This is a genomic window from Streptomyces sp. MB09-02B, assembly GCF_033794485.1.
Taxonomy (GTDB): domain Bacteria; phylum Actinomycetota; class Actinomycetes; order Streptomycetales; family Streptomycetaceae; genus Streptomyces.
Genome location: NZ_JARGEE010000071.1, coordinates 1 through 21,725 on the forward strand (window position 1 = coordinate 1; position 21,725 = coordinate 21,725).

Below are 21,725 nucleotides of genomic sequence, written 5' to 3' on the forward strand. Positions count from 1 at the left end.
GCCTCGGGCTGAGCCCCGCATCCCCCGGTAGCCGTCCCTGCCGTCCCTGCCGTGATCTCGCAGGTCACACGGCATGCGGCCGGGACGGAAACCGGGGCCAAGACGGAAACGCGATCATGATGACCGCGCTGCCACCGCCAGGACGCTGCCCGGATCCGTCTTGTGCCGTCCCGCGCGTCCCCGCCGTATCAACGCAGGTCAAGACCCTGACGGTCGGGACGGCACGAGGCAACTGCGCCGTCCCGACCGGCAAGGGCACGCCGAGTCGCCACACGTCGGAAGACACCGTCAACACCTCCGGTACGGCAGATCGAGGCCCTGCCGTACCAGCCCTGACCTGCGCCTGCAACGGCCAAGACGGCAAAGACGGATCACCCCGCCCGACCCCAGGATCACCCCGCTTGACCCACCTCTCCACAGCCACCCACCGGGACCACCGGCCCGATGAAGGACAACCGATGATGACCAAGGAGGATGCCGAGCGGTATGCGCTCATCGCAGCAGGCGTCGTCATCGTGGCCCTCACCGCCGGCGGGTTCTGGCTCTCGTACGCCCACCTCGCCGAGGTCGCCGGACAGCACGGGCTCCGTAGCTCCCCGATCCGCCAGTGGGCCTGGCCCGCCACCCTGGACGCCTTCATCGTCGCGGGCGAGCTGCTCATGCTCCGCGCGGGCCTGCGCCAGGTGACCGACTGGTGGGCCATCGTCCTCACCGCCACCGGATCGGTCGGTTCCATCGCGCTCAACGTAGCTGGGGTCAACGGCACAGGCAGTGCTGGCACCGTGCCACGGCTCGACTACGTGGTCGCCGCGGTTCCCCCGACCGCCGCGCTGCTGGCCTTCGGCGTCCTGATGCGGCAGATCCACCAACTCGTCGACCAACCCGCAGTCCATCCGGACACCGTTTCCGTCCAGGCCGCGGAACTACGCGTCACCGCGTCCGCGAAGCCCGCCGAACCCGTCCAACCCACTGAGGGTCCGGCTGCCGCATCCGTCCAGCCGCCGGAACCTCCTCGCGAGGTTGCGGAGAGCAGGCCGCGCGGCGGCCGTCCGCCGAAAGCCTCGGTCGAGGAGCTCGTGGAGATCGGCCGGACCGCCCTTGCTGAGCACGGCACGCTCAGCCGGGACCTGCTCCGGAAGGCCATCAAGGACAGGGACTTGACGATCGGAAGTGAGCGGCAGACCGAGGTGATGAAGATCCTCCGGCCCGAAATCGAAGCCGCTGCCGGGACCGGTCCGGACAGCAGCTGACCGGAATCCCTACGGGGTGACCGGAACCCCTTCCGGTCACCCCGGCCAGCCCAGTACGCCACACTCGCCGCCCGCTTATCCACACCTGTGGATGGCGAGCTGGCCACCAGCACTCCGCCAGTCTTTCCCGCCCCTTTCGGAGAACCGCCCGTGACGCACGACCCGCACCGCTCCGACCACACTCCCGACGAGCCGCTGCCGCTGGCGAAGTCCCCTACTTTGATGGGGCGTTTGCGGCAGGCGTTCGGACGGGCTGCCCCTGGCGGAGCCAGTAGTACCCCGAGTCCGACTCAAGGCCGGACTTCGGGGGTCTCCGCCCCGGGGTGGCGGAGACGGCCCAGCGCCAGGGGGCGCCGGACCAGGGGGTCGAAGCCGAGGGCGGCCCCGACCCGGACACGCTTCACTCCGTCCAGCGAGCCGTCCTGCGCCCAGCAGGCAGCGCAGCCATCGCCGTTGGCGAGCCTGCTGTGCAGAGCGTGCAGCCCACGATCCGCCGCTTCACCGGCACCAAGCGCAACGACCGCGTCGGCCCGCTGCGTTTCACCGGCGACCAGCGAGCCCGTCTCCAGAAGGCTGCTGCCGAGCACGGCTACAAGGGCGACTCCGGCTTCGCCGCCGACATCGTCCTCGCCTTCCTCACCGGCCGGTTCACCGCCAACCTGCCCCTGTCGGAGGACCGCCGCCGCACCCACATCTTCCGCGCCCAGGTCCTGCGCCAGCTCAACCGGATCGGCGTCAACGTCAACCAGGTCGCCCGCGCCCTCAACAGCGACCACACCCCACCCGACATCCGCCAGCGTCTTACCGAACTCCACCACCTGCTGGAGCTGATCGCCGAGGCCCTCCGTCCGCCCACCGACCCAGAGGAGGTCTGAACAGCGTGATCGCCGCCATCAAACCCGCCGGGACCAACACCCGTGGCCTGCTCGCCTACCTCTACGGCCGCGGAACCCACGACGAACACTTCGACCCGCACATCGTGGCTGGCTTCGCGATGCTCGGCCTGCCTGACCCCGGCCGCGACGAGAACGCCACCCTCACCCAACTCGGCCGCTACCTCGACGAGCCGGTCTCCTTGCGCAACAGCGAGTTCGGCAAGCCGGTCACCGACCACGTCTGGCACTGCCCCGTCCGCGCCGCCCCCGAGGACCGCTACCTCTCCGACACCGAGTGGGCCGAGATCGCCCAGCGCATCGTCCAGGCCGCCGGCATCGCCCCGCCCGGTGACGACCTGGCCTGTCGCTGGATCGCCGTACGCCACGCCGACGACCACATCCACATCCTCGCCACCACCGTCCGCGAAGACGGCCGCCGCCCCAAGCTCCACGACAGCGGTATCCGCGTCGGCGACGCCTGCCGCGAGATCGAGAAGGACTACGGGCTGCGCCGCCTGAAGAAGGGTGATCGCACCGGCGCCTGCCGCCCCACCCAGGCCGAGATGCACAAGGCAGACCGCCTCGGCTGGGAACAGCCCAGCCCTGAGTGGCTCCAGGACCGAATCCGCGCCGCCATCCCGCACGCGACCAACGCCGAGGAATTCATCGCCTACCTCGAAGCCAGCGGCGTCGAGGTCCAGGTCCGGCGCGGCCCGTCAGGGGACCTCCTGGGATACGCCGCTGGCCGCCCCGGCGACCTTAACGAGGCCGGTGAGCAGATCTACCACCCCGGAAGCAAGATCTCCCCCGACCTCTCCCTGCCTAAAATCACCGCCCGCCTCGAATCCAGCCAGCCTGAAGAACACCCCACCGCACGCCGCACCCACCCCAGCACCCCCTGGCACCAAGCCACCGACGCCCTCGACACCCTCCACACCGACCTCGCCGACGACACCCACGCCCAGGCCCACGTCACCGCCCTCGGCGAACTCCTGGAAGCCACCGCCCAGAAGGCTCCCGCCCATCTGCGCGCTGAACTCCGGGCCGCCTCGAAGGCGTTCGCCAGGGCCCAGCGGTCGCAGGTCCAGGCGGAAGACCGTGTCGCCCACGCCCTGCGCAGCGCGGCACGCGACATCGTGCACACCGCCACCGGCCCCGACGGCAGCGCCTTGGCCGCCCTGGTCGCAGCCCTCGTCTGGGCCACCATCGTCGCCGGACGCTGGCACGAAGCGAAGAACCACGCCCACCAGGCCGACGCCGCCCACCAAGCCACCCTGCACCTTCAGACGGCCGCCGACCGCGCACTCGCTCCGACGCTCGCCGACCTCACAGCCCGGCCACCCAGGGATCAAGCCCGCCGCGTTCTGGCCAGTGACGTACGAGCGGCCGTCCCCGACCACGCCGAGCGAATCCTCACCGACCCGGCCTGGCCCGCGCTCGCCACCGTCCTCGCCGACGCCGAAGCCCGCGGCCACCAACCCCACCAACTCCTCACGGAAGCCGCTGCCCACCGCGAGCTGACCACCGCCCGCCAGCCCGCCCGTGTGCTCATCACCCGCATCCAGCACACCGGCAGGAACCCAGCGCGCAACCGCCTCGCCGAAGCCGCCCGCCTGCAGTCGACCATGGCAGGCTCGATCCCCACTCAGCGGAGGGGCAACGCCCAGCCTGCAACGGCGTCGACACCTGCCGAACAGCAGCGCCGACAGCGCCGGTAGGCACCCAGCGCAGTGTGCCCATCCGGCATGGCCGAACCAGACTGATGGCCTCGCCTGTTCGCGGCGAGGCCATCAGGTCCTACGGTTTTTCCCCGCTACACAGCTTCGGCTTCGCGCCAAACGGCTGCGGGCATGCCGGGCGGGTGGAAGGCTTACGCGGCTGCTCGCCTCAGAGGGCCAGCCGAACACCTCCAGCGCTATCGGTACTTGGCGTACTTCACGAATGCCGTCCAGGCGGTTCGCTGGACGGCCAGGATTCCCCGGTTGCGGGCCTTCGTATCCCGAACCATCACGTGCTGAGGGTCGTTGTCGGCCACTTCAACGCAGTTCTCGGTCCCTGTGTAGGAGCTGGTACGCCAGTTCGGGGCCGCGGGCTGCATGTTGCTCTCCTAGTCGCTCGGCATCTGATCGAAGTGGTGGATCGCTGTGAGGATGAGCTCTCGGACTGCTGTTCCGTAGACCGCTGACTGTTGCAAGAGGGCGAACGCCTTGGTGTACAGCTCGTTTTCGCGGGGCTGGGTGACGGAGAACTCCGCCGAGTAGGTCTCGACGAGGACGAGCCCGTCGTCGAACATCGAGAAGGAGTTGCCGGGCCAGATGCCCAGGGGTGCGGAGCGGGGGATGATGCCCAGGCTCAGCCGGGGGAGCCGCATGACCGCAAGCAGGCGGTCGAGCTGCCCCTTCATCACCTCCGGGCCGCCGAAGTTGGTGTAGAGGGCCTGCTCACCGAGCACCACGTTGAAGATCCGGTTGCCCCGATACAGGTACTGCTGCCGTTCGAGTCGCTTGGCGGTGGCGGCTTCCGCGTCGTCGGGGATCTCGTAGTAGTCGACGACCTGCCTGAAAGTCTCGGCCGCGTAGTCCGCCGTCTGGATCGTTCCCCACACCAGCGTCGGGTGCCAGATGCGGAAGACCTTGGTCTTGGCGTAGACCGGCAGGGCCTTGCGCTGCCGTCGTTCCGCCCCCGTCTGCAGCTGTCGGCGCCACTCAAGCCACAGCTCGTCGATGTGGCGCACCGTGGCTATCAAGTCATCAACTAGCTCTTGCCTGTTGGTCTTGATGCACCAGACCCGGATGTCGTCTTCTCTGGGGTTCTGCTTGCCGTTCTCCAGCCGGGAGACCTTGGACTCGGCCCAGCCCGTGGCCACGGCGAATGCCCGGCCGCTCGCGAATCCGGCGTCCTTCCGGAATCCGCGCAGCCGGGCACCCAGTGCCTCTCGTGCTTCTTGAGCTTGGTTGTTCACTGATGGTCAGGGCTTGTACTCGGCGTGTGGGATGGCGGCGGTCCAGAGCAGGTCACGCACGCGGACGCACTCGGCCACGGTGTCCGGGTCCTCGATGATTTCCGACCCCAGCACTCGGCCCTCGGGGTCGAAGTGGCCGACAGCGAGGAGACGGTCGTCGTACAGCCACCAGTCGTTGCCGCCGACGGGGAAGTCGATGCCTTCCGGCAACTGGTGCCGCGGAAGCCAGCGGATGTCCTCGCCGGCCTCCTGGTTGAGGTGGGTCAACGAGTGCTCCCAGCCCACGTATTGGGAGTGCGGCTCCGTGATGACCCGGACGCGCCTGACGGCCTTCCCTTCGCCTGTGACGCGCTTCATGAGCATCATCCAGGGGTCGAGCCACGCGTAGTCGTCGGGCTCGCCCCTCTGCCACCGTGCGTAGGGCGTGTCCTCGATGGGAGACCCGTAGTCGTCCCTCAGCTCCAGGTGGAAGGCATCGCGTTCGAAGCTGTTGAACAGCTCGTCACGCTGGGCCGAGGTGATCAGGTCCACTGTTCTCCTCCAGTAGGGCCGTGATCGAGGACTTGGGGACCTCGATGCAGGTCTCATAGTCGGGCATCCGCATCTGGCGCAGAGCCTCGGGATCGTGCATTTCCGGCCCCTGCAGGATGCACGTGTCCTGTTCCGTGACGAGCATGATCGGGGCGGTGAAGCTCTTGATCTCGCCGGTCTCGTGCCCATCCTTCGTGAGGTGCTCGAACAGCTCGGTCGGCACCTCGATCACCGCCTGGCCCTTCGGCACGTCGAGCCGCATGAGCAAGTCGTTCGCGAACACCTTCCAGCCTTGGATGACGTAGCTGTCCTGGTCACTGGCGTACAGGGTGGGGCTGTCTCCGGGGGTGGAGTTCTTACCAAGGAACCGTAGCTTCACGGCTGCTCTCCCGTCCGCTACCTTGCGCTGGTTTGCGCGACACGACGATGGTCCGCGAGGTGCTCTACCCAGTCAATCGACTTGCTGCAAACTCGCGCAATCTTCTTGGGGGTTGAGAGACAGCCGCCCTACGGTCATCTCCAAACCCGAGCAACCAAGGGAAGCCGGCGGACCCGCCTGAGGTGCGGCGCCGAGAGCAACCTTCCTGCCCGTGACGTGCGGAGGACAGCGATGGCTCTTGCCTTGCAGAGTGCAACCACTCCCGAGGCGACGCGCGGCAGATTACGGAGCGCTTCCGGCGGCATAGCCAGTGCTGTTCCGCCGCAGGGAAGGGTTCCGCAGGTACACGGTCCGGAGAGAGGCATGGACCAGCCAGTTCGCTTCGTCGTCTCCTGCACCCGCGCACCGCAGCGAGTACGGCAGCTGCGCCGGATCGGTGCCGCTCACCTCCGGCTGTGGGGGATCGGCTCCGGCATCGACACAGCCAACCTGCTCATCAGCGAGCTGGTCACCAACGCCGTCCGGTACGGCGAGAAGGAGGACGTGAGCTTCTCCGTCTCGTACTGGCGGGGCGAGGTCCGCATCGAGGTGGCTGATGGAACTCCGGGCCGGCCTCAGGTGAAGAGACCGGCCGCCGACGAGGAGAGCGGTCGCGGCATGCTGATCGTCGAAGCCCTCGCCGAGGACTGGGGGACCAGTGTGGACGGCACACTCACGTGGTGCACCATCGCCGTACCGGAACCGGTGGTGCCCACGTCGGGGTTCTGGTGCGAGTGGCGCCAGGAGGACGGCAGGCAGCTCGCGCTCGCGGCCATGCCCACGCCGGACCGCGCGATCCGATGGGCTCGCATCCAGATGCGGGTCATCGCATCGGCCATCGACGCGTCGGTGGTCGGCTATGTCTGGGACTGGCTGTCCGACGGATGGCGTGAGCCCGCCGAAGCCCTGAAGAACGGCGGGGAGTTCACGCTCCCCCTCTCGGTCGGCCCGTACAAATTCGTCTGGCACGCCCGTCCGGTGCGCTTCGTGCCCCTTGTCGGCGGAACCCCTCTGCCTCACCGCGCGGAGGAGGGGCCGGAATGGGACTGAAGCCCGCAGAGCTGTGGAGCCGGTTCGACTGGCAAGGCGGGAACTGCTTCAGGTGCGAGCGGACCGGACTTCCCGTGACGGAGATCGGCGATATCACCGTGGCAGGCGGGACCCTTGCCCTCCAAGCCTGCCAGTGGTGCGTCTTCAGGCTCGAACAGCTCCACTACACGATGAGTGAGCGAGCCGTCCGCCGACAGCGCCCCCGGCCATCCGCACCGCCTCGCCCCATCACCCAGTGGCCCACCAGCGCGCCACTCGACAGACCGCCCGCTCATGTCGCGTAGCTGGGCAGCCACGCCATGGGCGGGCCCTCGCCCCCCGTCCCTGCCGTTCGAACTGGAGGCTCCCCCCAAGACCTCAGAAGGACAGGTCGCGGCAAGGACGGGACTGCCCCCGACCACGAGAAGAAAGGCGCCTTGGCGACCGAGGAACAGGAACCACAGGAACTGGACGACGACGAGCTGTTCGACCTCATCGGCGCAGTAGGCGCCGGGATCGGCGTCGCCAAGGACGAAGGGCTCCCCCAGCCGCCCGTCAAGTCGGCAGGGACGCTGCGGAGGACGCCGCAGCCCAGCTCGCGGACCTCAAGCACCTGGGGCAGACGTAGAGCCGCGCGCCCACACAGACCCCCGTCGGCAGGCACCAATCCGCATATCTCCCCGTGCCTGCCAACGGGCCCATCGCGCCACCCGACGAGAAGTGAGGGACTGATGAGCGTCACCGCGCCACCCGCCCGAACCCATGGAGCCACCAACCCGCTCCGCAGCCGTTTGGCCTTTCGCCGCTTCCTCGAAGGCCCGCCGCTCGGCCCCGCCGACCTGTCCTTGGTCATACTGGTCACCGAGGAGGAGGCGGACCGCGCCATGCCGACCCTCGCTGTCGAGCAGCCAGGCACCCAGGCGAAAAGACCTCATGGTGCCTATCATCTGCTGGGATGCACAAAGGGCGTTACCCAGTCACGACGCTCAGCTACTTCGAATTCTGGGATTGACCCTGGCCACGCATGACGAAGGGACACCTCATCGATGCGCATCCTCCTGATCGGGCCGCCCGGAGCCGGCAAGGGCACGCAGGCAGTGCGCCTTGCCACACATCTGTCGATCCAGCACATCTCCACCGGTGAGCTGTTCCGCGAGCACATCGACCAGGGCACCGAGCTCGGGCAGAATGCCCACACACACATGCGCGCCGGCCTTCTGGTACCGGACGAGGTGACGATCGGGGTGATCAAAGAGCGCCTTGCCCGCCCGGACACCGAGCGCGGATTCCTGCTGGACGGCTTCCCCCGCAATGTCGCCCAGGCACAGGCGCTGGACGGCATCCTGGCCGACGCTGAGTCGAGGCTGGATGCCGTGCTCGACCTGGAGATTCCCGAGGCCGAGGTGGTCAGGCGGATCGCTGGACGACGGCTGTGCCGTCAGGACCGCGGACACATCTTCCACGTCGACTACAGCCCACCTGAAGTGACAGGAGTGTGCGACGTCTGCGGCGGTGAGCTTTATCAGCGCGATGACGACCGCGAAACAACCGTCTCGAAGCGACTGGAGGTCTATCGCAGCGAGACCGCTCCGGTTGCCGACCACTACCGAGCTCAGGGCCTGGTGACCACGGTCTCCGCCCTCGGCCAGGCCCAGGAGGTCCTGGAACGCGCGCTGATCGCGATCAGCCAGGACCAGGTCGATGCATCCGGCGCGTCGAGCCGTTGATTCTCCGCTGGGAGGATGCGGGGCGGCCGTTCCTGACGGCCGCCGCCGACGACGACTGCGAGCTTCGCCCGCCCCAGACGCCGCGCCGGAACCCGTGCATCGCCGAGATCTGAACAGGGGCAGTGGGCGCAGAGACTCGAACTGATCCTTGTGTCTGGCCAGTGGCCGGTTGCGGCCCTCGTTGGGAGCGCCATTCGCTGCAGACGCTGCAGACAACGGCTCTCACCCGGTGGGACCACTCCGCGAGCGCTCACGGCTGTGCGGAGTCGCTGCTCGCGGTCTCCTCGCTCCAGGCCAGCGAGCACCCACTGTTCGCCGAGTTTGCAGGGCGCAGGCGATGCGGATGCCTGCGGCTGACGCGTGCTTATGCCCACGGTCTTCGACACCTAGTGTTCGCCTCCATGAGCACCCCACATGTCCTGCTCGGGCTTCTCGCCTCCCGTCCCGGCCATGGCTACGACCTCAAGAAGCGCCACGATGCGCGCTTCCCAAAGGCACGCCCGCTGGCGTACGGCCAGGTGTACACGACACTGCAGCGCCTACTCCGCGACGGGTTAGCCGAGGCGGTGAGCGCTGAGGCAGCTGGGGCCCGGGAACGCCTCTGCTACCGGATAACCGCCGAAGGCAGCATTCGCCTGAGGGGCTGGCTTTCCGAAGTTGTGCCTGCCGTGCCCTTCGTGACACATGAGATCTTCGCCAAGGTCGTAGTCGCGGTCCTCGCAGGCCCCTCGGGCTCTGCGGCCGACTACCTCGATGCCCAGCGCGCCGCCCACCGAGCCCGGATAGCAGAGCTGAACGCCGCGAGGATCGCTGTGGGCATTTCCCTGGCTGACGTTCTGTCCATGGACTACGCCGTGGCTCACCTTGATGCCGACCTGTGCTGGATGGATGCGGCCGCCGGACACCTGAGCGGCCTTGAGAACGAGATGCGAGGTTCCTGAAGGACCGAGGAGGCTGGAGAGACGAGGGCATCGTTGCGGATGGGGCGACGGGCAAGTCACCCGTCGGCCGAGTCAAGCCATGATGAAGTGAACCGCGCCTTCCTCGACCGTAACCGGCGTCACGGAACGATGATTGTTCCTCCTCTGCCACAGGCGGCAAATCGCCACTCAGAAGTCATTCCGGGCTGCGGTGAGTGCCCACTGTCAGGGAAACAGAGCATTAGGTTCCGGACATGTCGACGGAAAGCGCTTGCCCGGCCGAAGAGTTCCCTGACAGGGTGACGATGTCAGAGCTCAATCGGACAAACGTTCGTCGTGTCTGTATGTGAGCGCGCAGAATCGGGGGATTCGATGCAATGAGCCGTCGGCGTTCACAATGATCAGAAGGCGCTGATGGTGCAAATTCCGTCGGATGCAATGCACCCCGACAGTCACAAGGTGGCCCTATCGGGCCAGAATTGGCAATCCTATTGATCCGAAACGGTAGGTGTTCTGGGTCGTTGATCCCTGCGTGAGTGAACTGGTGGGGGACGCACGGCAGTTGTCGCCGTCGGCGCAGGAGGCACTTCGGCTGCGGGCGGTGGCCGCGTTGGTGGCGGGCCGGACTCGCGAGGATGTCGCGGCGGTGTTCCAGGTCTCGCTCAAGGCCGTGGACAACTGGTGGGCGAAGTGGCTGGCCGGCGGACGTGAGGCGCTCGTGGCCCAGCCGCGTGGGCGCCGGGTCGGTGAACATCAGGTTCTCGACGCGGTCGAGCAGCAGGCGGTCCGACAGGCCGTGCTGGACCACCGGCCCTGTGACCTGGGGCTGGCCGGGCAGCTGTGGACGCGTGCCGGTGTGGGGGACCTGATCGCGAAGCTGTACCGGGTGCGGCTGACCGAGCAGGGCGTGGGCAAGTACCTGCACCGGTGGGGGCTGTCGTTCCAGCGCCCGGACAAGCGGGCCGTCGAGCAGAACCCGGAGGCGGTACGCGTCTGGCGGGAGGAGACGTGGCCGGCGATCCGGGCGAAGGCGAAGGCCGAGGGCGGCGAGGTCCTCTTCGCCGACCAGGTCGGCATCCGCTCCGACCAGGTCACCGGCCGCACCTGGGGCGCCAAGGGGTGCACCCCCGTCGTGCGCCGCACAGGCAACCGGTTCTCGGTGAACGCGATGTCCGCGATCAGCACCAAGGGCCGCATGCACTTCATGGTGTTCACCGAGACCTTCGACGCCGACGTCATGTGCCGCTTCCTCGACCGGCTGGCAAGCCACTTCGACCACAAGGTCCACCTCGTCGTGGACGGCCACTCCGCCCACCGCTCCCGCAAGGTCCGCACCTGGCTCGCCGACCACCCGGACCGCATCGAGCTGCACTTCCTGCCCTCGTACTCGCCGGAGCTGAACCCCGACGAGCTGGTCAACGCCGACCTCAAACGGAGCCTGCCGATGCACAGCCGGGCCCGCGACCAGGCCCAACTCGCTGCCGAAGCCCGACGGTTCTTCCACCGACGCCAACGCCAGCCACACATCGTCCGGGGCTACTTCGGCGGCCCGCACGTCCGCTACATCCTCGAATAGAACCCTTTGAGTTTCGGATCAATAGGAGCCGGGCGCCGCCTGTTACAAATGCAATCTCGTCAACGCGGGATTTACTTACATGCATTTGGCGTGCGGGCGGGTGGCCCGTCGTATTGCGTCTGGGTAATTTATCAAGTCAGTTACTTGCACTTGATGTTAAGTCCGGGGCTCCCTAGCGTTCTCGGCATGAACCTCACTGTTCTCGCGGCTTCCGGCCGGACCGGCATCGCCCTCACCCGGCAGGCACTGCGACGTGGTCACACCGTGACCGCCATCGCGCGTCATCCCGATCGGATCGATCTTCCTGACTCCCCGAACCTGCGCACAGTGGCGGGCGACGTGAACGACGCGGTCGGCATCGCCGCCGTCGTGGGCAAGGATTCCGTGGTCCTTTCCGCCCTCGGCACGCACCGGGCCGGGATTCTGCTGACGGGCGCCCGGGCCGTCGTCGCCGCCGGCCCGCGGCGCGTCATCTGGCTCGGTGCCTACGGCACGGGCAGGTCGACCGAAGTGGCCGGGGAGGGGGCGGGGGTGCTCGCCAAGGTGCTGGGGGACCGGCTCGCGGACAAGGTCGAAGCCGACAACACGGTTCTCGCGGCCGGGGGCACCGTCTTCCATGCCGGGATGCTCGCTGACGGACCGGAAAGCCCCCGTCGGCGCACGGTCGGCCTGGAGGCCGCGCCTCCCTTCGACCTCGGTGCGAAGGTCAGCCGGGAAACCGTCGCCGCCGCGATGCTCGACGAAGCAGAGTCGCCTCGCTTCCCCGGCGCCGTGGCCCTGCCGTTGACGGAGTAGACGGAGTGCTCAGCAGGCGGTGATCTCCTCGATCGACGCCCGGACCTGCTCGCGGAGCCAGGCGTGGGCGCGATCGGAGTCGTAGCGCTGGTGCCAGTTGCAGTTGATCGTCGCCGCTGGGAAGTCGATCGGCAGCGGCCGGGTGAGCAGCCCGAACGCCTCGATGAGCGGGCGGCCGAGGAGCGCCGTGCAGGTGACCAGCGCGTCGCTGCGGGCGGCGATCTGCAGGGCGGTGGACACCGTCGCCACCGCCGCGACCACCCGGCGCCGCAGGCCTTCGGCGGCCAGCGCGTCGTCGATCGGAGCGGTGAGTCGGCCACGCCGTGAGATCACCACATGCGACTGCGCCGCGTAGGACGCCAGGTCGAGTTCGGCGGCGCAAGGGTGATCCGCGCGCATCGCCACGACGAGCCGGTCTTCGCCGAGGGGCTCGGACCGGAACTCGGGCAGACTCGGCACGCCGCCACCGAGTTCGAGATCGACACGACCGTGGCGCAGGTCGTCGGTGTCGACGGAGTTCTCCGCCAGCACCCGCAGCCGCACCCCGGGAGCCTGCTGCTGGATTCTCCCGACCAGCACCGGTACCAGTGACGCGGCCGCCGCGTCGTGACACTGGACCGTGAAGGCGCGATCCAGTTCGGCCAGGTCCAACTCACGGATCGGCGACAGTACTTCGTGTGCCTGCCTGACCAGCCGGTGCACGTCCTCCCGCACCGACAACGCGTACGGGGTGGGAGTCATCGAGTGGCCGGTGCGCACCAGGATGTCGTCCCCGGTGACGGCGCGAAGTCGGCCGAGGGTGCGGCTGACCGCAGGTGAGGACAGGTGCAGCCGCTTGGCGGCGCCCATCACGCTGCCCTCTTCGAGCAGGGCGTCCAACACGGTCAGCAGATTCAAGTCCAGTTGCATGGAAGTAAATCCTAACAACGCATCAATTCGCCTCGGTGAATCGGTCATTGCATACCAGTCGTTCGACATCAGGAGCACCCCATGAGCCAGGAACTGCTTGCCGCCACCGTCGCCGCCGTCCGCCATGCCGGCGCCCGCATGATGACTCGCTACTCCATCGAGTCCCCTCTGCCCGGACTCCCCGAACTGCTCGCGAGTCTCCAGGCCAATGACGCGGCTGTCGTCGAAACGCTGCGCCCCGCGTTGACCGAGGCTCAGCCGAGCGCGGGCTGGCTCGATGACGAACACGGATCGGGGCCACTGGCCACGGGCGAGTGGTGGCTCGTCGACCCGGTCGGTGGCAACGTCAATGCCGTGCACGGCATGCCCGACTGGAACATCGGCGTGAGCCTCGTCCGTGACGGCCGCCCGGTGCTGGCCGTGGTCTACTTCCCGGTCTCGGACGAGATGTTCACCGCTACCGAGGGCGGTGGGGCGTTCCTGAACGGCGTACGGCTGCGGGTCTCGGGCAAGACGTCGCTGGACGGCGCGCTGGCCGGGACCGGCCAGGCCAAGCCGGGGCGCGATCCTGAGCTCGCCGAGCGGATGGGTTCTGCCTTCGCGGCGATGACGAACTCCGCCCTTTATGTGCGGGTCTCTGTGCCGGTGACCCACCAGCTCGCCCAGGTCGCCGCAGGCCGGATGGACTTGCACTGGCAGTTCGACAACGTCCGGTCCCACGTGGCGGGTGTGCTGCTGGTCCAGGAGGCCGGGGGCGTCGTGACCGACCTCGAGGGCAAACCGTGGGAACTGGCCGGCGAGAGCTACCTCGCCGCCGCGCCGGGTGTGCAGGCCGCCGCGCTGAAAGTCCTCACCGCCTGAGGCAAGTCCCGGGCCGCTCTCCTCGGCGAAGCTCCGGACGGCTGGGCGCTTGCCGCCTGGAAACCGATCGGTGTACCGTAGAGAAAACCGATCGGTTTCTGCTTTGGAGTCAATGACCGTGACTACTCATGCCACCTCCACCATCTTCGTCATCGGCGGCACAGGGGCTCAAGGGATGCCCGTTGTCCGCGCTCTCGTCGCCGACAAGAAGTACTCCGTCAGGGTTCTCACCCGGGACGCCGCCTCCCCGCGAGCTCAGGCTCTCCTCGCGCTCGGCAACGTCTCCATCCTCGAAGGGTCATTCGCCGATGAGGACGTACTCCGCGAAGGATTTCGCGGCTGCGACGGGGCGTTCGTCAACATCGACGGGTTCAACACCGGCGAGAAGACGGAGACCTACTGGGCCATCCGCAGTTATGAGATAGCGATCGAAGAAGGAATCAAGTTCTTCGTCTACGGAAACCTCGACTACGCCCTCAAGAAATCAGGCTACGACTCCAGGTTCCGCACCGGCCACTATGACGGAAAAGGCCGCATGGCCGAATGGGTGCTGTTCCAGAACGAAAAGAACAGGGACCGGATGGGGGCAGCGGTCTTCACCTCGGGTCCCTACATCGAGATGGTGATCTCACCGCTCACGCCCATGACACCCACCATCGAGGACGGTGTCGTCACGTGGCGAGTCCCGCTCGGTGAGGGAGCCGTGCCGCATGTGGCTCTGGAGGATTGCGGATTCTATGTCCGCTGGCTCTTCGACCACCCGGAACGGGCCAATGGCATGGACCTCGAAGTCGCCATCGAGCACATGACCTATGCCGACATGGCCGCAGCATTCGAAAAGGTCACCGGGCACCCGGCGCAGTACATCGACACCGATCTGGACGCCTACTGGAACAGCCCGGACCTGAAGGGGATCGCCGATGACCCTGCCGGATACAACGCCGACCCCGGCGACAAGAGCACGATGAGCTTCCGTGATAATTTCACGGGCTTCTGGAATGTGTGGAAGCACGGGATCATCACCAGGGACTACGCTCTGCTCGACGAAATTCACCCCAACAGGATCAGGAGTGCTGAGCAGTGGTTCCGTCGAGAGGACCAGTTGGGTAGGGAACTCGGCAAGGGGAGCCTCTGGGAAAGGGTCCAACCGGAGAACTGGAACATGGACTCTGCGGTTCTCAAGAGCAGCGCCGACTTCAGGACGGGCAAGTTGTGAACGGACCCGTCAGTGGTAGATGTCCGGAATGCCGTGGATGAAGGAAGGCGGCAGGCACGGGCCCGTGTCGCGCGGCGTCGACCTGGAAGGTGGGTGGTGCCGGCCCGTGACCCGGCCGGGACCGTGCCCGCACGGGTTCGCGCCGGGACTGCTCGTAGCCCAGCCCGGGAAGGTCGGGCTGGGCTACGCGGAGGAGCGTCCGGCGGGCAGCTCCTCTTGACCGCCGCTCGTCAGGTCGACCGCCGCTCGTCAGGTCGGCGGGATCCGTACGGGGCAGGAGGGATGGATTCCGTCACGCCACCGAGTTCAACAGGTCAGCCACCACGTCCGGCCGTTCCAGGGCGATGAAGTGGCCCGCCTTCGGCACCTGCGTGAACTCGGCGGCAGGCAGCAGCTCCCTGTTGGCCTCCCGGTCCGAGGGCCGGGACCAGTCCTTCTCCCCGTAGACGAGGTGGACGGGGACCTTGACCTCGCGGTAGCGCGAGCGGGCCGCGATGAGGCTGGGCAGGCTCTGGTACACCGCCCGGGCGACGGTCGGGTAGCCGGGGCGGCCGCCCACCTGGAGGAGCTCGTCCACGTAGTCCGCACGCAGTGCCCTCTTGTCGCCGAGTCCGCCCCGAAGAATCCTGCTGAGGGCGGGCTTTGGCTCCACTCCGGCGATCACCGGGCCCACTCCGGGCGTGAGGACACCGCTGACCACCACGCGGGCGAGGAGGCTGGAGCGGGCGATTCCGTCGCGGAAGTCGTAGGTGTTGACCGCGACGACGCGCCGGACCCGCTCCGGCAGATCGGCCGCGGTGGTCAGGGCGAGCACGGCCCCCATGGACTCCCCGACCAACGTCACGTCATCGAGGTCGAGTTCGGTGAGGAGCCGTTCGACGCCCGCGCGCATGGCGGGCTCGTCGTACGACGCCCCGGGCACGATCTCGGAGTAGCCCATCCCGGGCAGATCGAGGGCGTACACGGTGTACTGGTCCGCGATCAGGGGGATGAGGTGGCGGAAGTGCTCGGCCTGGGTGCGCACGGTGTGCAGCAGGACCAGCGGGGCGCCGCTGCCCGCCTTGAGGTAGCGCAGTGTTCCCTCGCGGCTGTGGCGTCCTGCGCGTGGGGCGATGGTGTGGCTGGTGGTCCCCGGGATGTGAATCGTGGGACGTGACTCCTGGCTGGGCATCTCGCGTCTCCCTGTCCTGTCCTGTTCTACTTGGCCAACTGGGCGTACAGACCGGCCAGGTCGCCGGCCAGGCCCGCCTTGACCTGCCGTGTGATGTCGTCGGCGAGCACTTCGTGCGCTCCCGTCTCGATGCCGTCGAGGGCGAGTGCGGCGATGTCGCGGGGGTCGGACTTGGGCGCGTCGACGCCCGCCGCCAGGTCCGTGTCCACGTATCCCACATGCAGTCCGGTGACGGCGATGCCGCGCGGCTGCAGCTCCAGACGCAGTGAGTTGGTCTGCGACCACAGGGCTGCCTTCGAGGCGCTGTAGGAGCCGCCGAGGGCCAGCCAGGAGAGCACGGAGTGCATGGTGAGGATGTGGCCACCGCCGTTGTGCTCGATGACCGGCACGAAGGCGCGGGTGAGGAGCAGGGGGCCGTAGAAGTTGGTCTCGAACTCCCGGCGTACGTCGTCGACCGGGGAGTCGAGGAAGGAGGCACCGACCGCGGCACCGGCGTTGTTGATCAGCACGGTGACGTCCTGCGCCTGTGCGGCGGCCGCCGTGACGGAGGCCGGGTCGGTGACCTCCAGTGCTACCGGGACGGCGTCGGGGTGCGTCACGGTGCGCGGGTCGCGGGCCGTGGCGTAGACCTTGGCGGCACCGCGCGCGTACAGCTCTTCCACCAGGGCCTTGCCGATGCCGCGGCTGCCGCCGGTGACGAAGACGTTGGCGTCCTTCAGAGCGGTCATGACTGCCTCCACAGGAGAATGTAAAACCGATCGGTTTCCATCACAGTAAACCGATCGGTTTTCGCGCGCAAGTCCGGCAGGGTGACCGGCCGGGCCCGGTCAGGTCAGGCTCGGCAGGTCGTGGCCGGAGTCCTGCCGCCGACGGCGCGGACGGCGTGAGTGCCGGTTGCGGCCGCGCCTCGAAGAGGGATGGAGCGGGGGTGGTCCGCAGTAGAGGCTTGCGTGTGGAAAACGATCGGTTTACCGTGGTGAAACTGATCGGTTTCTCGCCGTGGAGGCGAGGCGCCAACCCGACTCATTAGGAGCATCGGATGACTGCCGCGCGCGACGCCGAGGGGCAACCGCCGAGTCCCAGGCTTCCGGCGAAGCTGGCCGCCCACCCGTCCGTACAGGCCGTACTCGCCCGGCGCAGGGCCGGTGACGTGGCGCGCCCGCCGGCGGTGATCGACGCGGCCTGGCTGCGCGAGCTGTGCCTGGCGGCCGGTGCGGACGACGCGGCCGCGGTGAGCCTGGACCACCCCGACCTGGCGGGCGAGCGCGAGTACGCGCAGTCGGCGCTGCCCGGCACCCGCACCCTGATCGCGATGGCGGTCCGGATGAACCGCGACAACTGCCGCTCCCCGGCCCGCAGCGTGGCCAACCAGGAGTTCCACCAGGCCGACGAACAAACCAACCACGCCGCCCGCAGCGTCACCCGGGCGCTCCAGGACGCCGGATACCGCGCACTCAATCCCTCCGTCGGCTTCCCTCAGGAGATGGACCACTTCCCCCACGAGCGGATCTGGGTGGTGGCGCACAAGACGGTCGCGGTGGCCGCCGGGCTCGGCGTGATGGGCCTGCACCGCAACGTCATCCACCCGAAGTTCGGCAGCTTCGTCCTGCTGGTCACCGTCCTGGTGGACGCGGAGGTGAGCGAGTACGGGCAGGCGCTGGACTACAACCCCTGTATCGACTGCAAGTTGTGCGTCGCCGCCTGCCCGGTCGGCGCCATCGCCAAGGACGGCGCCTTCGACGGGCTGGCCTGCACCACCCACAACTACCGCGAGTTCATGAGCGGGTTCACCGACTGGGCGCAGACCGTGGCCGACAGCGAGGACGCCGCCGACTACCGCTCCCGGGTCACCGACTCCGAGAGCGCCTCCATGTGGCAGAGCCTGAGCTCGCCCCCCGGCTACAAGTCCGGCTACTGCCTTGCCGTCTGCCCCGCCGGCGAGGACGTCCTGGGTCCGTACCTGGACGACCGCAAGACGTTCATGGACACCGTGCTGCGACCGCTCCAGGACAAGAAGGAAACCCTGTACGTCCTGCCGGGCTCGCAGGCGCAGGAGTACGCCCGACGCCGCTTTCCCCACAAGCCCGTCAAGGAGGTCGCCGGCGGCTGGCAGCCCCCGGCGAAGCGCTCCGCGTCCGCCGAGCGAGAGGAACGTGTGTCATGAGTGGCGTGCAGCCCTTCCGCGTCCTGCGTGCCAGAACTCTGTGGATCGCCAACGGGGTCGTCACAGGCGTACTCGCGCTCCTGTTCGCCGTGTTGTATGTCGGCGCCAACATCGATCCCGTCGATCACATGACCAAGCTGCCCGTCGGCCTGGTCAACGCCGACAAGGGAGCCGCCGTCGGCGGCGAGCAGGTCAACCTGGGGGCGCGGATCATCGAGTCGACCAGGAAGTCCGCCGCGAGCGACGGCGGGATCGACTGGAAGGTGATGAGCGAGAAGGAGATGAAGGAGGAACTCGGCGAGGGCAAGCTGTATGGCGCGCTCGTCGTCCCTGCCGACTTCACCTCCTCCGTCACCGCACTGACCGGGACCACGACCACCGGGACCTCGACCACCGGGACCACGGCCATCGGGACCACGGCCATCGGGACCCCGGCCCGCCCGAGGCTGACGGTGCTCACCAACCAGTCGGCCGGCAGCGTGGGCTCCGGTCTGGCTCGGACGGCGACGACGCGGGCGGCCGAGAACGCCTCGCTCCAGGTGGGCAAGGAGCTGACCGCGCAGACCGGCGCCCGGCAGGAGAAGTTGCCCGCCGCGGCGCGCCTCCTGCTCGCCGACCCGGCCGCCGTCACAGTCGAGGACGGCCATCCGCTCGACTCGCGCAGCGGCCTGGGCCTGACGGCGTTCTACTACGCGCTCACCCTCGTGGTCGTCGGCATGCTCTCCGCCAACGTCGTCAGCGGCCAGGTCGACCACGCCCTCGGCTACACCCACAACGAGATGGGTCCCCTGCGCCTGCACCGCCCGCTGATCCGGGCGACGCGGGTGCAGACCCTCGCCATCAGCAGCACCGTCATGGCCGGAATGTCCCTGCTGACGGGGACGCTGGTCATGGTGGGCGCGGTCGGCATCATGGGCATGGACGCCGACCATCTGCCGTTGCTGTGGCTGTTCTCGGTGTGCGCCATCGCCGTCTCCGGGATCGGCGCGCTCACCCTTCTCGCGGTCTTCGGTACGCCCGGCATGCTGGTGGTCACGCTGGTCTTCATCGGAATGGCGGTGCCGACGGCCGGGGCCACCACCCCCATCGAGGCGCTGCCCGGCTTCTACCGCTTCCTCTCGGAGTTCGAGCCGCTGCGGCAGATCACCGGTGGTGTTCGCTCGATCCTCTACTACGACGCCCAGGGCGACGCGGGTCTGACCCGAGGCTGGGTCATGATGGGGGCCGGTCTCGTGGCGGCCGCGCTGTTCGGCTTCGGCGTGCTGGGGTGGTACGACCGCAAGGGACTGCACCGCATCCCGGTGGAGACGACGCCCGAGAAGACGGCGGTCCCGGCGTAGCGCCCCTCTCCTGTGCCGTCGCCTCGCCTCAGCCGGGCTCCAGCCTGGAAACCGATCAGTTTTCATTCTGTGGGAATCGAGTTAACCTCGCAGTATGACCACCGAAGTGAAACCAAGCCCCAGAGAGCGGCTGCTGGAGGCGGCGGCAACGCTCACCTACCGAGACGGTGTGGGCATCGGCGTCGAGGCGCTGTGCAAGGCGGCGGGAGTGTCGAAGCGCTCCATGTACCAGCTGTTCGAGAGCAAGGACGCACTGCTCGCGGCGAGTCTGGAGCGGCGCACTTCCGCCTACGTGGCGGCGCTCCTGCCCGCGGCGGACGACGACCGTCCGTCCCGGGAGCGGATCCTGCACGTCTTCGAGCAGGTGGAATCGCAGTCGGGCGCGCCCGAGTTCCACGGCTGCCCCTTCCTGGCCGCGCAGATCGAGCTCAAGGACCAGAGTCACCCCGCGAGCCGGGTCGCCCATGGGGTCAAGGAGAACCTGACCGCCTTCTTCCGCGCCGAGGCCGAGCAGGGCGGGGCGAGCGATCCCGCTCTGCTGGCCCGGCAGCTCAGCCTGGTCTTCGACGGTGGCAGCGCCCGCGCGGGCATCGGCGCGGACCGACTGACGGGGCTCATCGCGCCCACGGTGATCACCCTGCTCGACGCGGCAGGCGTGCGCTGACGCCTCGCCCCTCTGGGAAACTTCCCCACCGCCCGGCGTTCGGGCGAGCACTCCAGCAGCCTTTCGCTCCGGCCGCCCTCCATTCCATCGGCCTTCTGCTCCGGCCGCCCTCCATTCCATCGGCCGCCCCCGCGAGAGCCGGGCGAGTGTCCTCCGCGCTCCGCGTCGGAGCGGTGACGAGGTCGCCTCTTGTCGGGAAGGGCCGGAAGGGGTGCGGCGGCGTACTGCTGACCGTCTGACGGCCGCCGCGGTGGTGGTGGTGCCGTGGCAGCCGGCGATCGCGAACTCGGCGATCGCCGCGCGGATGACGCTCCCGCGCGCATCCTGCGCACCGACCCCACCCATACCGCCCTTCCCCCTCTCTCTCCCTGCCTGGGCTTGCATGCGGAAACCGATCGGTTTACAGTGATGGAAACCGATCGGTTTCTCAATGTGTGCGGGAGTGTGTGATGACGACAGATCGGCCGGTGGCGCTCGTGACGGGTGCCTCGTCCGGCATTGGCAGGGAGACCGCGCTCGCACTGGTCGCAGCGGGTTTCGGCGTGGTCGGCACAAGCCGGGACACCTCACGCGTCACCCCGCTCGACGGTGTGACGTTCCTCGACCTCGACGTGGCCGACGACGCATCGGTCGCCGCAGTGGTCCAGGAGGTGAGTGAGCGGTTCGGGCGGATCGACGTGCTGGTCAACAATGCCGGCGTCGGCGCGACGGGCGCGGCGGAGGAAACCTCCGTCGAGCAGGCCCGGGCCCTCTTCGACACCAACGTCTTCGGGGTCATGCGCATGGTGACGGGAGTCCTGCCGCACATGCGCGCCCAGAAGCGCGGGCGCATCATCAACATCTCGTCCGTACTCGGATTCATGCCCCAGCCGTACATGGCCGCCTATGCCGCCTCCAAGCACGCGATCGAGGGCTACACCGAGTCCCTGGACCACGAGGTCCGGGAGCACGGCGTCCGGGCGCTTCTCGTCCAACCCGCCTACACCAGGACCGGTTTCGAGGCCAACAGCGGCAAGCCCGACACGCCCCTGCACGCGTACGCGCGGCAGCGGCAGACCGTCGACCGCGTGCTGGCGGAGGCCGTCAGGGGCGGCGACGCACCCGCCGTCGTCGCCAAGGCGATCGTCGCGGCGGCGACCGACGCCAGGCCGAAGCTGCGCTACACCGCCGGGCCCATGGCCGGACGCGTGAGCACACTGCGCCGTCTCGTACCCGCCCGGGCCTTCGACAAGCAGATCCGCAAGATCAACCGCCTGGCCGGCTGACCAGCAAGGTTCGCAGGAGGCGGCCCCCTCTCGCCTCGCGAACATCCCCGAC

21 protein-coding genes are annotated in these 21,725 nt (G+C 68.3%); 14 read left to right on the plus strand and 7 right to left on the minus strand.

Going from position 1 to position 21,725, the window contains the following annotated elements; genetic code table 11:
* Window positions 1–458 precede the first annotated feature (458 nt).
* From P1P70_RS13160 to P1P70_RS13170, 3 genes are all read left to right on the plus strand, one after another.
* A complete protein-coding gene (locus P1P70_RS13160; protein WP_319237006.1) occupies window positions 459–1,250 on the plus strand; it encodes a DUF2637 domain-containing protein in 792 nt (263 codons plus the stop codon).
* A 323-nt stretch (window positions 1,251–1,573) separates the two neighbouring features.
* Window positions 1,574–2,125: a MobC family plasmid mobilization relaxosome protein gene (locus P1P70_RS13165; RefSeq protein ID WP_319237007.1), complete on the plus strand. Its 552-nt coding sequence runs from the start codon at window positions 1,574–1,576 to the stop codon at window positions 2,123–2,125.
* Window positions 2,126–2,130: 5 nt separating this feature from the next.
* A complete protein-coding gene (locus P1P70_RS13170) occupies window positions 2,131–3,843 on the plus strand; it encodes a relaxase/mobilization nuclease domain-containing protein (RefSeq protein ID WP_319237008.1) in 1,713 nt (570 codons plus the stop codon).
* A gap of 197 nt (window positions 3,844–4,040) precedes the next feature.
* Here the strand turns inward: P1P70_RS13170 and P1P70_RS13175 are convergent, their stop codons facing one another.
* Genes P1P70_RS13175 through P1P70_RS13190 form a run of 4 tightly spaced genes read right to left on the minus strand, consistent with a single transcriptional unit; the run spans window position 4,041 to window position 5,997 of the window.
* Window positions 4,041–4,223 carry a DUF397 domain-containing protein gene (locus tag P1P70_RS13175; RefSeq protein ID WP_319237009.1) on the minus strand — a complete coding sequence of 61 codons (183 nt, stop codon included), beginning with the start codon at window positions 4,221–4,223 and terminating at the stop codon, window positions 4,041–4,043.
* A 9-nt stretch (window positions 4,224–4,232) separates the two neighbouring features.
* Window positions 4,233–5,087, minus strand: coding sequence for a helix-turn-helix transcriptional regulator (locus tag P1P70_RS13180; protein ID WP_319237010.1), 855 nt, complete (start codon window positions 5,085–5,087; stop codon window positions 4,233–4,235).
* 6 nt (window positions 5,088–5,093) lie between these two features.
* A complete protein-coding gene (locus P1P70_RS13185) occupies window positions 5,094–5,618 on the minus strand; it encodes a DUF6879 family protein (protein ID WP_319237011.1) in 525 nt (174 codons plus the stop codon).
* Window positions 5,590–5,997: a hypothetical protein gene (locus tag P1P70_RS13190; protein WP_319237012.1), complete on the minus strand. Its 408-nt coding sequence runs from the start codon at window positions 5,995–5,997 to the stop codon at window positions 5,590–5,592. Before P1P70_RS13190 ends, P1P70_RS13185 begins: the two co-directional genes overlap by 29 nt.
* Window positions 5,998–6,360: 363 nt before the next feature.
* Here P1P70_RS13190 and P1P70_RS13195 point away from each other — a divergent pair, with 363 nt between their 5' ends.
* The 5 genes from P1P70_RS13195 (at window position 6,361) to P1P70_RS13215 (ending at window position 12,083) form a co-directional block, all read left to right on the plus strand.
* The gene (locus tag P1P70_RS13195) at window positions 6,361–7,086 is read left to right on the plus strand and encodes an ATP-binding protein (RefSeq protein WP_319237013.1); all 726 of its coding nucleotides are present in this window, start codon (window positions 6,361–6,363) and stop codon (window positions 7,084–7,086) included.
* Window positions 7,087–8,111: 1,025 nt separating this feature from the next.
* Window positions 8,112–8,792 carry an adenylate kinase gene (locus P1P70_RS13200; protein WP_319237014.1) on the plus strand — a complete coding sequence of 227 codons (681 nt, stop codon included), beginning with the start codon at window positions 8,112–8,114 and terminating at the stop codon, window positions 8,790–8,792.
* A gap of 401 nt (window positions 8,793–9,193) precedes the next feature.
* On the plus strand, window positions 9,194–9,733 hold the full coding sequence (locus P1P70_RS13205) for a PadR family transcriptional regulator (RefSeq protein WP_319237015.1): 540 nt from the start codon (window positions 9,194–9,196) through the stop codon (window positions 9,731–9,733).
* Window positions 9,734–10,244: 511 nt separating this feature from the next.
* The gene (locus P1P70_RS13210; RefSeq protein ID WP_319237016.1) at window positions 10,245–11,288 is read left to right on the plus strand and encodes an IS630 family transposase; all 1,044 of its coding nucleotides are present in this window, start codon (window positions 10,245–10,247) and stop codon (window positions 11,286–11,288) included.
* Between the two features lie 186 nt (window positions 11,289–11,474).
* Window positions 11,475–12,083 (plus strand): NAD(P)-binding oxidoreductase, encoded by a 609-nt coding sequence (locus P1P70_RS13215; protein ID WP_319237017.1) that lies wholly within the window; start codon window positions 11,475–11,477, stop codon window positions 12,081–12,083.
* 9 nt (window positions 12,084–12,092) lie between these two features.
* Here P1P70_RS13215 and P1P70_RS13220 read toward each other — a convergent pair whose 3' ends face one another.
* A complete protein-coding gene (locus P1P70_RS13220; RefSeq protein ID WP_319237018.1) occupies window positions 12,093–12,992 on the minus strand; it encodes a LysR family transcriptional regulator in 900 nt (299 codons plus the stop codon).
* 81 nt (window positions 12,993–13,073) lie between these two features.
* Between P1P70_RS13220 and P1P70_RS13225 the strand changes: the two genes are divergently transcribed.
* A complete protein-coding gene (locus P1P70_RS13225; RefSeq protein ID WP_319237019.1) occupies window positions 13,074–13,853 on the plus strand; it encodes an inositol monophosphatase family protein in 780 nt (259 codons plus the stop codon).
* Between the two features lie 118 nt (window positions 13,854–13,971).
* Window positions 13,972–15,069, plus strand: coding sequence for an NmrA family NAD(P)-binding protein (locus P1P70_RS13230; protein WP_319237020.1), 1,098 nt, complete (start codon window positions 13,972–13,974; stop codon window positions 15,067–15,069).
* Between the two features lie 292 nt (window positions 15,070–15,361).
* On the opposite strand, the gene P1P70_RS13235 is transcribed toward P1P70_RS13230, so the two are convergent.
* Together P1P70_RS13235 and P1P70_RS13240 are read right to left on the minus strand one after the other, a co-directional pair.
* Window positions 15,362–16,240: an alpha/beta hydrolase gene (locus P1P70_RS13235; RefSeq protein WP_319237021.1), complete on the minus strand. Its 879-nt coding sequence runs from the start codon at window positions 16,238–16,240 to the stop codon at window positions 15,362–15,364.
* A 26-nt stretch (window positions 16,241–16,266) separates the two neighbouring features.
* On the minus strand, window positions 16,267–16,968 hold the full coding sequence (locus P1P70_RS13240) for an SDR family oxidoreductase (RefSeq protein WP_319237022.1): 702 nt from the start codon (window positions 16,966–16,968) through the stop codon (window positions 16,267–16,269).
* A 311-nt stretch (window positions 16,969–17,279) separates the two neighbouring features.
* On the opposite strand from P1P70_RS13240, the gene P1P70_RS13245 reads away from it, so the two are divergent.
* From P1P70_RS13245 to P1P70_RS13260, 4 genes are all read left to right on the plus strand, one after another.
* On the plus strand, window positions 17,280–18,404 hold the full coding sequence (locus P1P70_RS13245; RefSeq protein WP_319237023.1) for a 4Fe-4S binding protein: 1,125 nt from the start codon (window positions 17,280–17,282) through the stop codon (window positions 18,402–18,404).
* Window positions 18,401–19,744 carry a DUF3533 domain-containing protein gene (locus P1P70_RS13250; protein WP_319237024.1) on the plus strand — a complete coding sequence of 448 codons (1,344 nt, stop codon included), beginning with the start codon at window positions 18,401–18,403 and terminating at the stop codon, window positions 19,742–19,744. The genes P1P70_RS13245 and P1P70_RS13250 overlap by 4 nt, the downstream gene beginning before the upstream one ends.
* A 94-nt stretch (window positions 19,745–19,838) precedes the next feature.
* Entirely contained in the window at window positions 19,839–20,408 is a 570-nt protein-coding gene (locus P1P70_RS13255) for a TetR/AcrR family transcriptional regulator (RefSeq protein ID WP_319237025.1), read from the plus strand.
* A 449-nt stretch (window positions 20,409–20,857) separates the two neighbouring features.
* Complete coding sequence (locus tag P1P70_RS13260) at window positions 20,858–21,673, plus strand: oxidoreductase (RefSeq protein WP_319237026.1); 816 nt, start codon at window positions 20,858–20,860, stop codon at window positions 21,671–21,673.
* Window positions 21,674–21,725 lie beyond the last annotated feature (52 nt).

Coding starts and splice junctions, on each gene's coding strand:
- P1P70_RS13240 (WP_319237022.1), bottom strand. CDS start 16,968: ATGACCGCTCTGAAGGACGCCAACGTCTTCGTCACCGGCGGCAGCCGC.
- P1P70_RS13225 (WP_319237019.1), top strand. CDS start 13,074: ATGAGCCAGGAACTGCTTGCCGCCACCGTCGCCGCCGTCCGCCATGCC.
- P1P70_RS13215 (WP_319237017.1), top strand. CDS start 11,475: ATGAACCTCACTGTTCTCGCGGCTTCCGGCCGGACCGGCATCGCCCTC.
- P1P70_RS13250 (WP_319237024.1), top strand. CDS start 18,401: ATGAGTGGCGTGCAGCCCTTCCGCGTCCTGCGTGCCAGAACTCTGTGG.
- P1P70_RS13260 (WP_319237026.1), top strand. CDS start 20,858: ATGACGACAGATCGGCCGGTGGCGCTCGTGACGGGTGCCTCGTCCGGC.
- P1P70_RS13175 (WP_319237009.1), bottom strand. CDS start 4,223: ATGCAGCCCGCGGCCCCGAACTGGCGTACCAGCTCCTACACAGGGACC.
- P1P70_RS13160 (WP_319237006.1), top strand. CDS start 459: ATGATGACCAAGGAGGATGCCGAGCGGTATGCGCTCATCGCAGCAGGC.
- P1P70_RS13220 (WP_319237018.1), bottom strand. CDS start 12,992: ATGCAACTGGACTTGAATCTGCTGACCGTGTTGGACGCCCTGCTCGAA.
- P1P70_RS13205 (WP_319237015.1), top strand. CDS start 9,194: ATGAGCACCCCACATGTCCTGCTCGGGCTTCTCGCCTCCCGTCCCGGC.
- P1P70_RS13195 (WP_319237013.1), top strand. CDS start 6,361: ATGGACCAGCCAGTTCGCTTCGTCGTCTCCTGCACCCGCGCACCGCAG.
- P1P70_RS13245 (WP_319237023.1), top strand. CDS start 17,280: ATGACTGCCGCGCGCGACGCCGAGGGGCAACCGCCGAGTCCCAGGCTT.
- P1P70_RS13235 (WP_319237021.1), bottom strand. CDS start 16,240: ATGCCCAGCCAGGAGTCACGTCCCACGATTCACATCCCGGGGACCACC.
- P1P70_RS13200 (WP_319237014.1), top strand. CDS start 8,112: ATGCGCATCCTCCTGATCGGGCCGCCCGGAGCCGGCAAGGGCACGCAG.
- P1P70_RS13255 (WP_319237025.1), top strand. CDS start 19,839: ATGACCACCGAAGTGAAACCAAGCCCCAGAGAGCGGCTGCTGGAGGCG.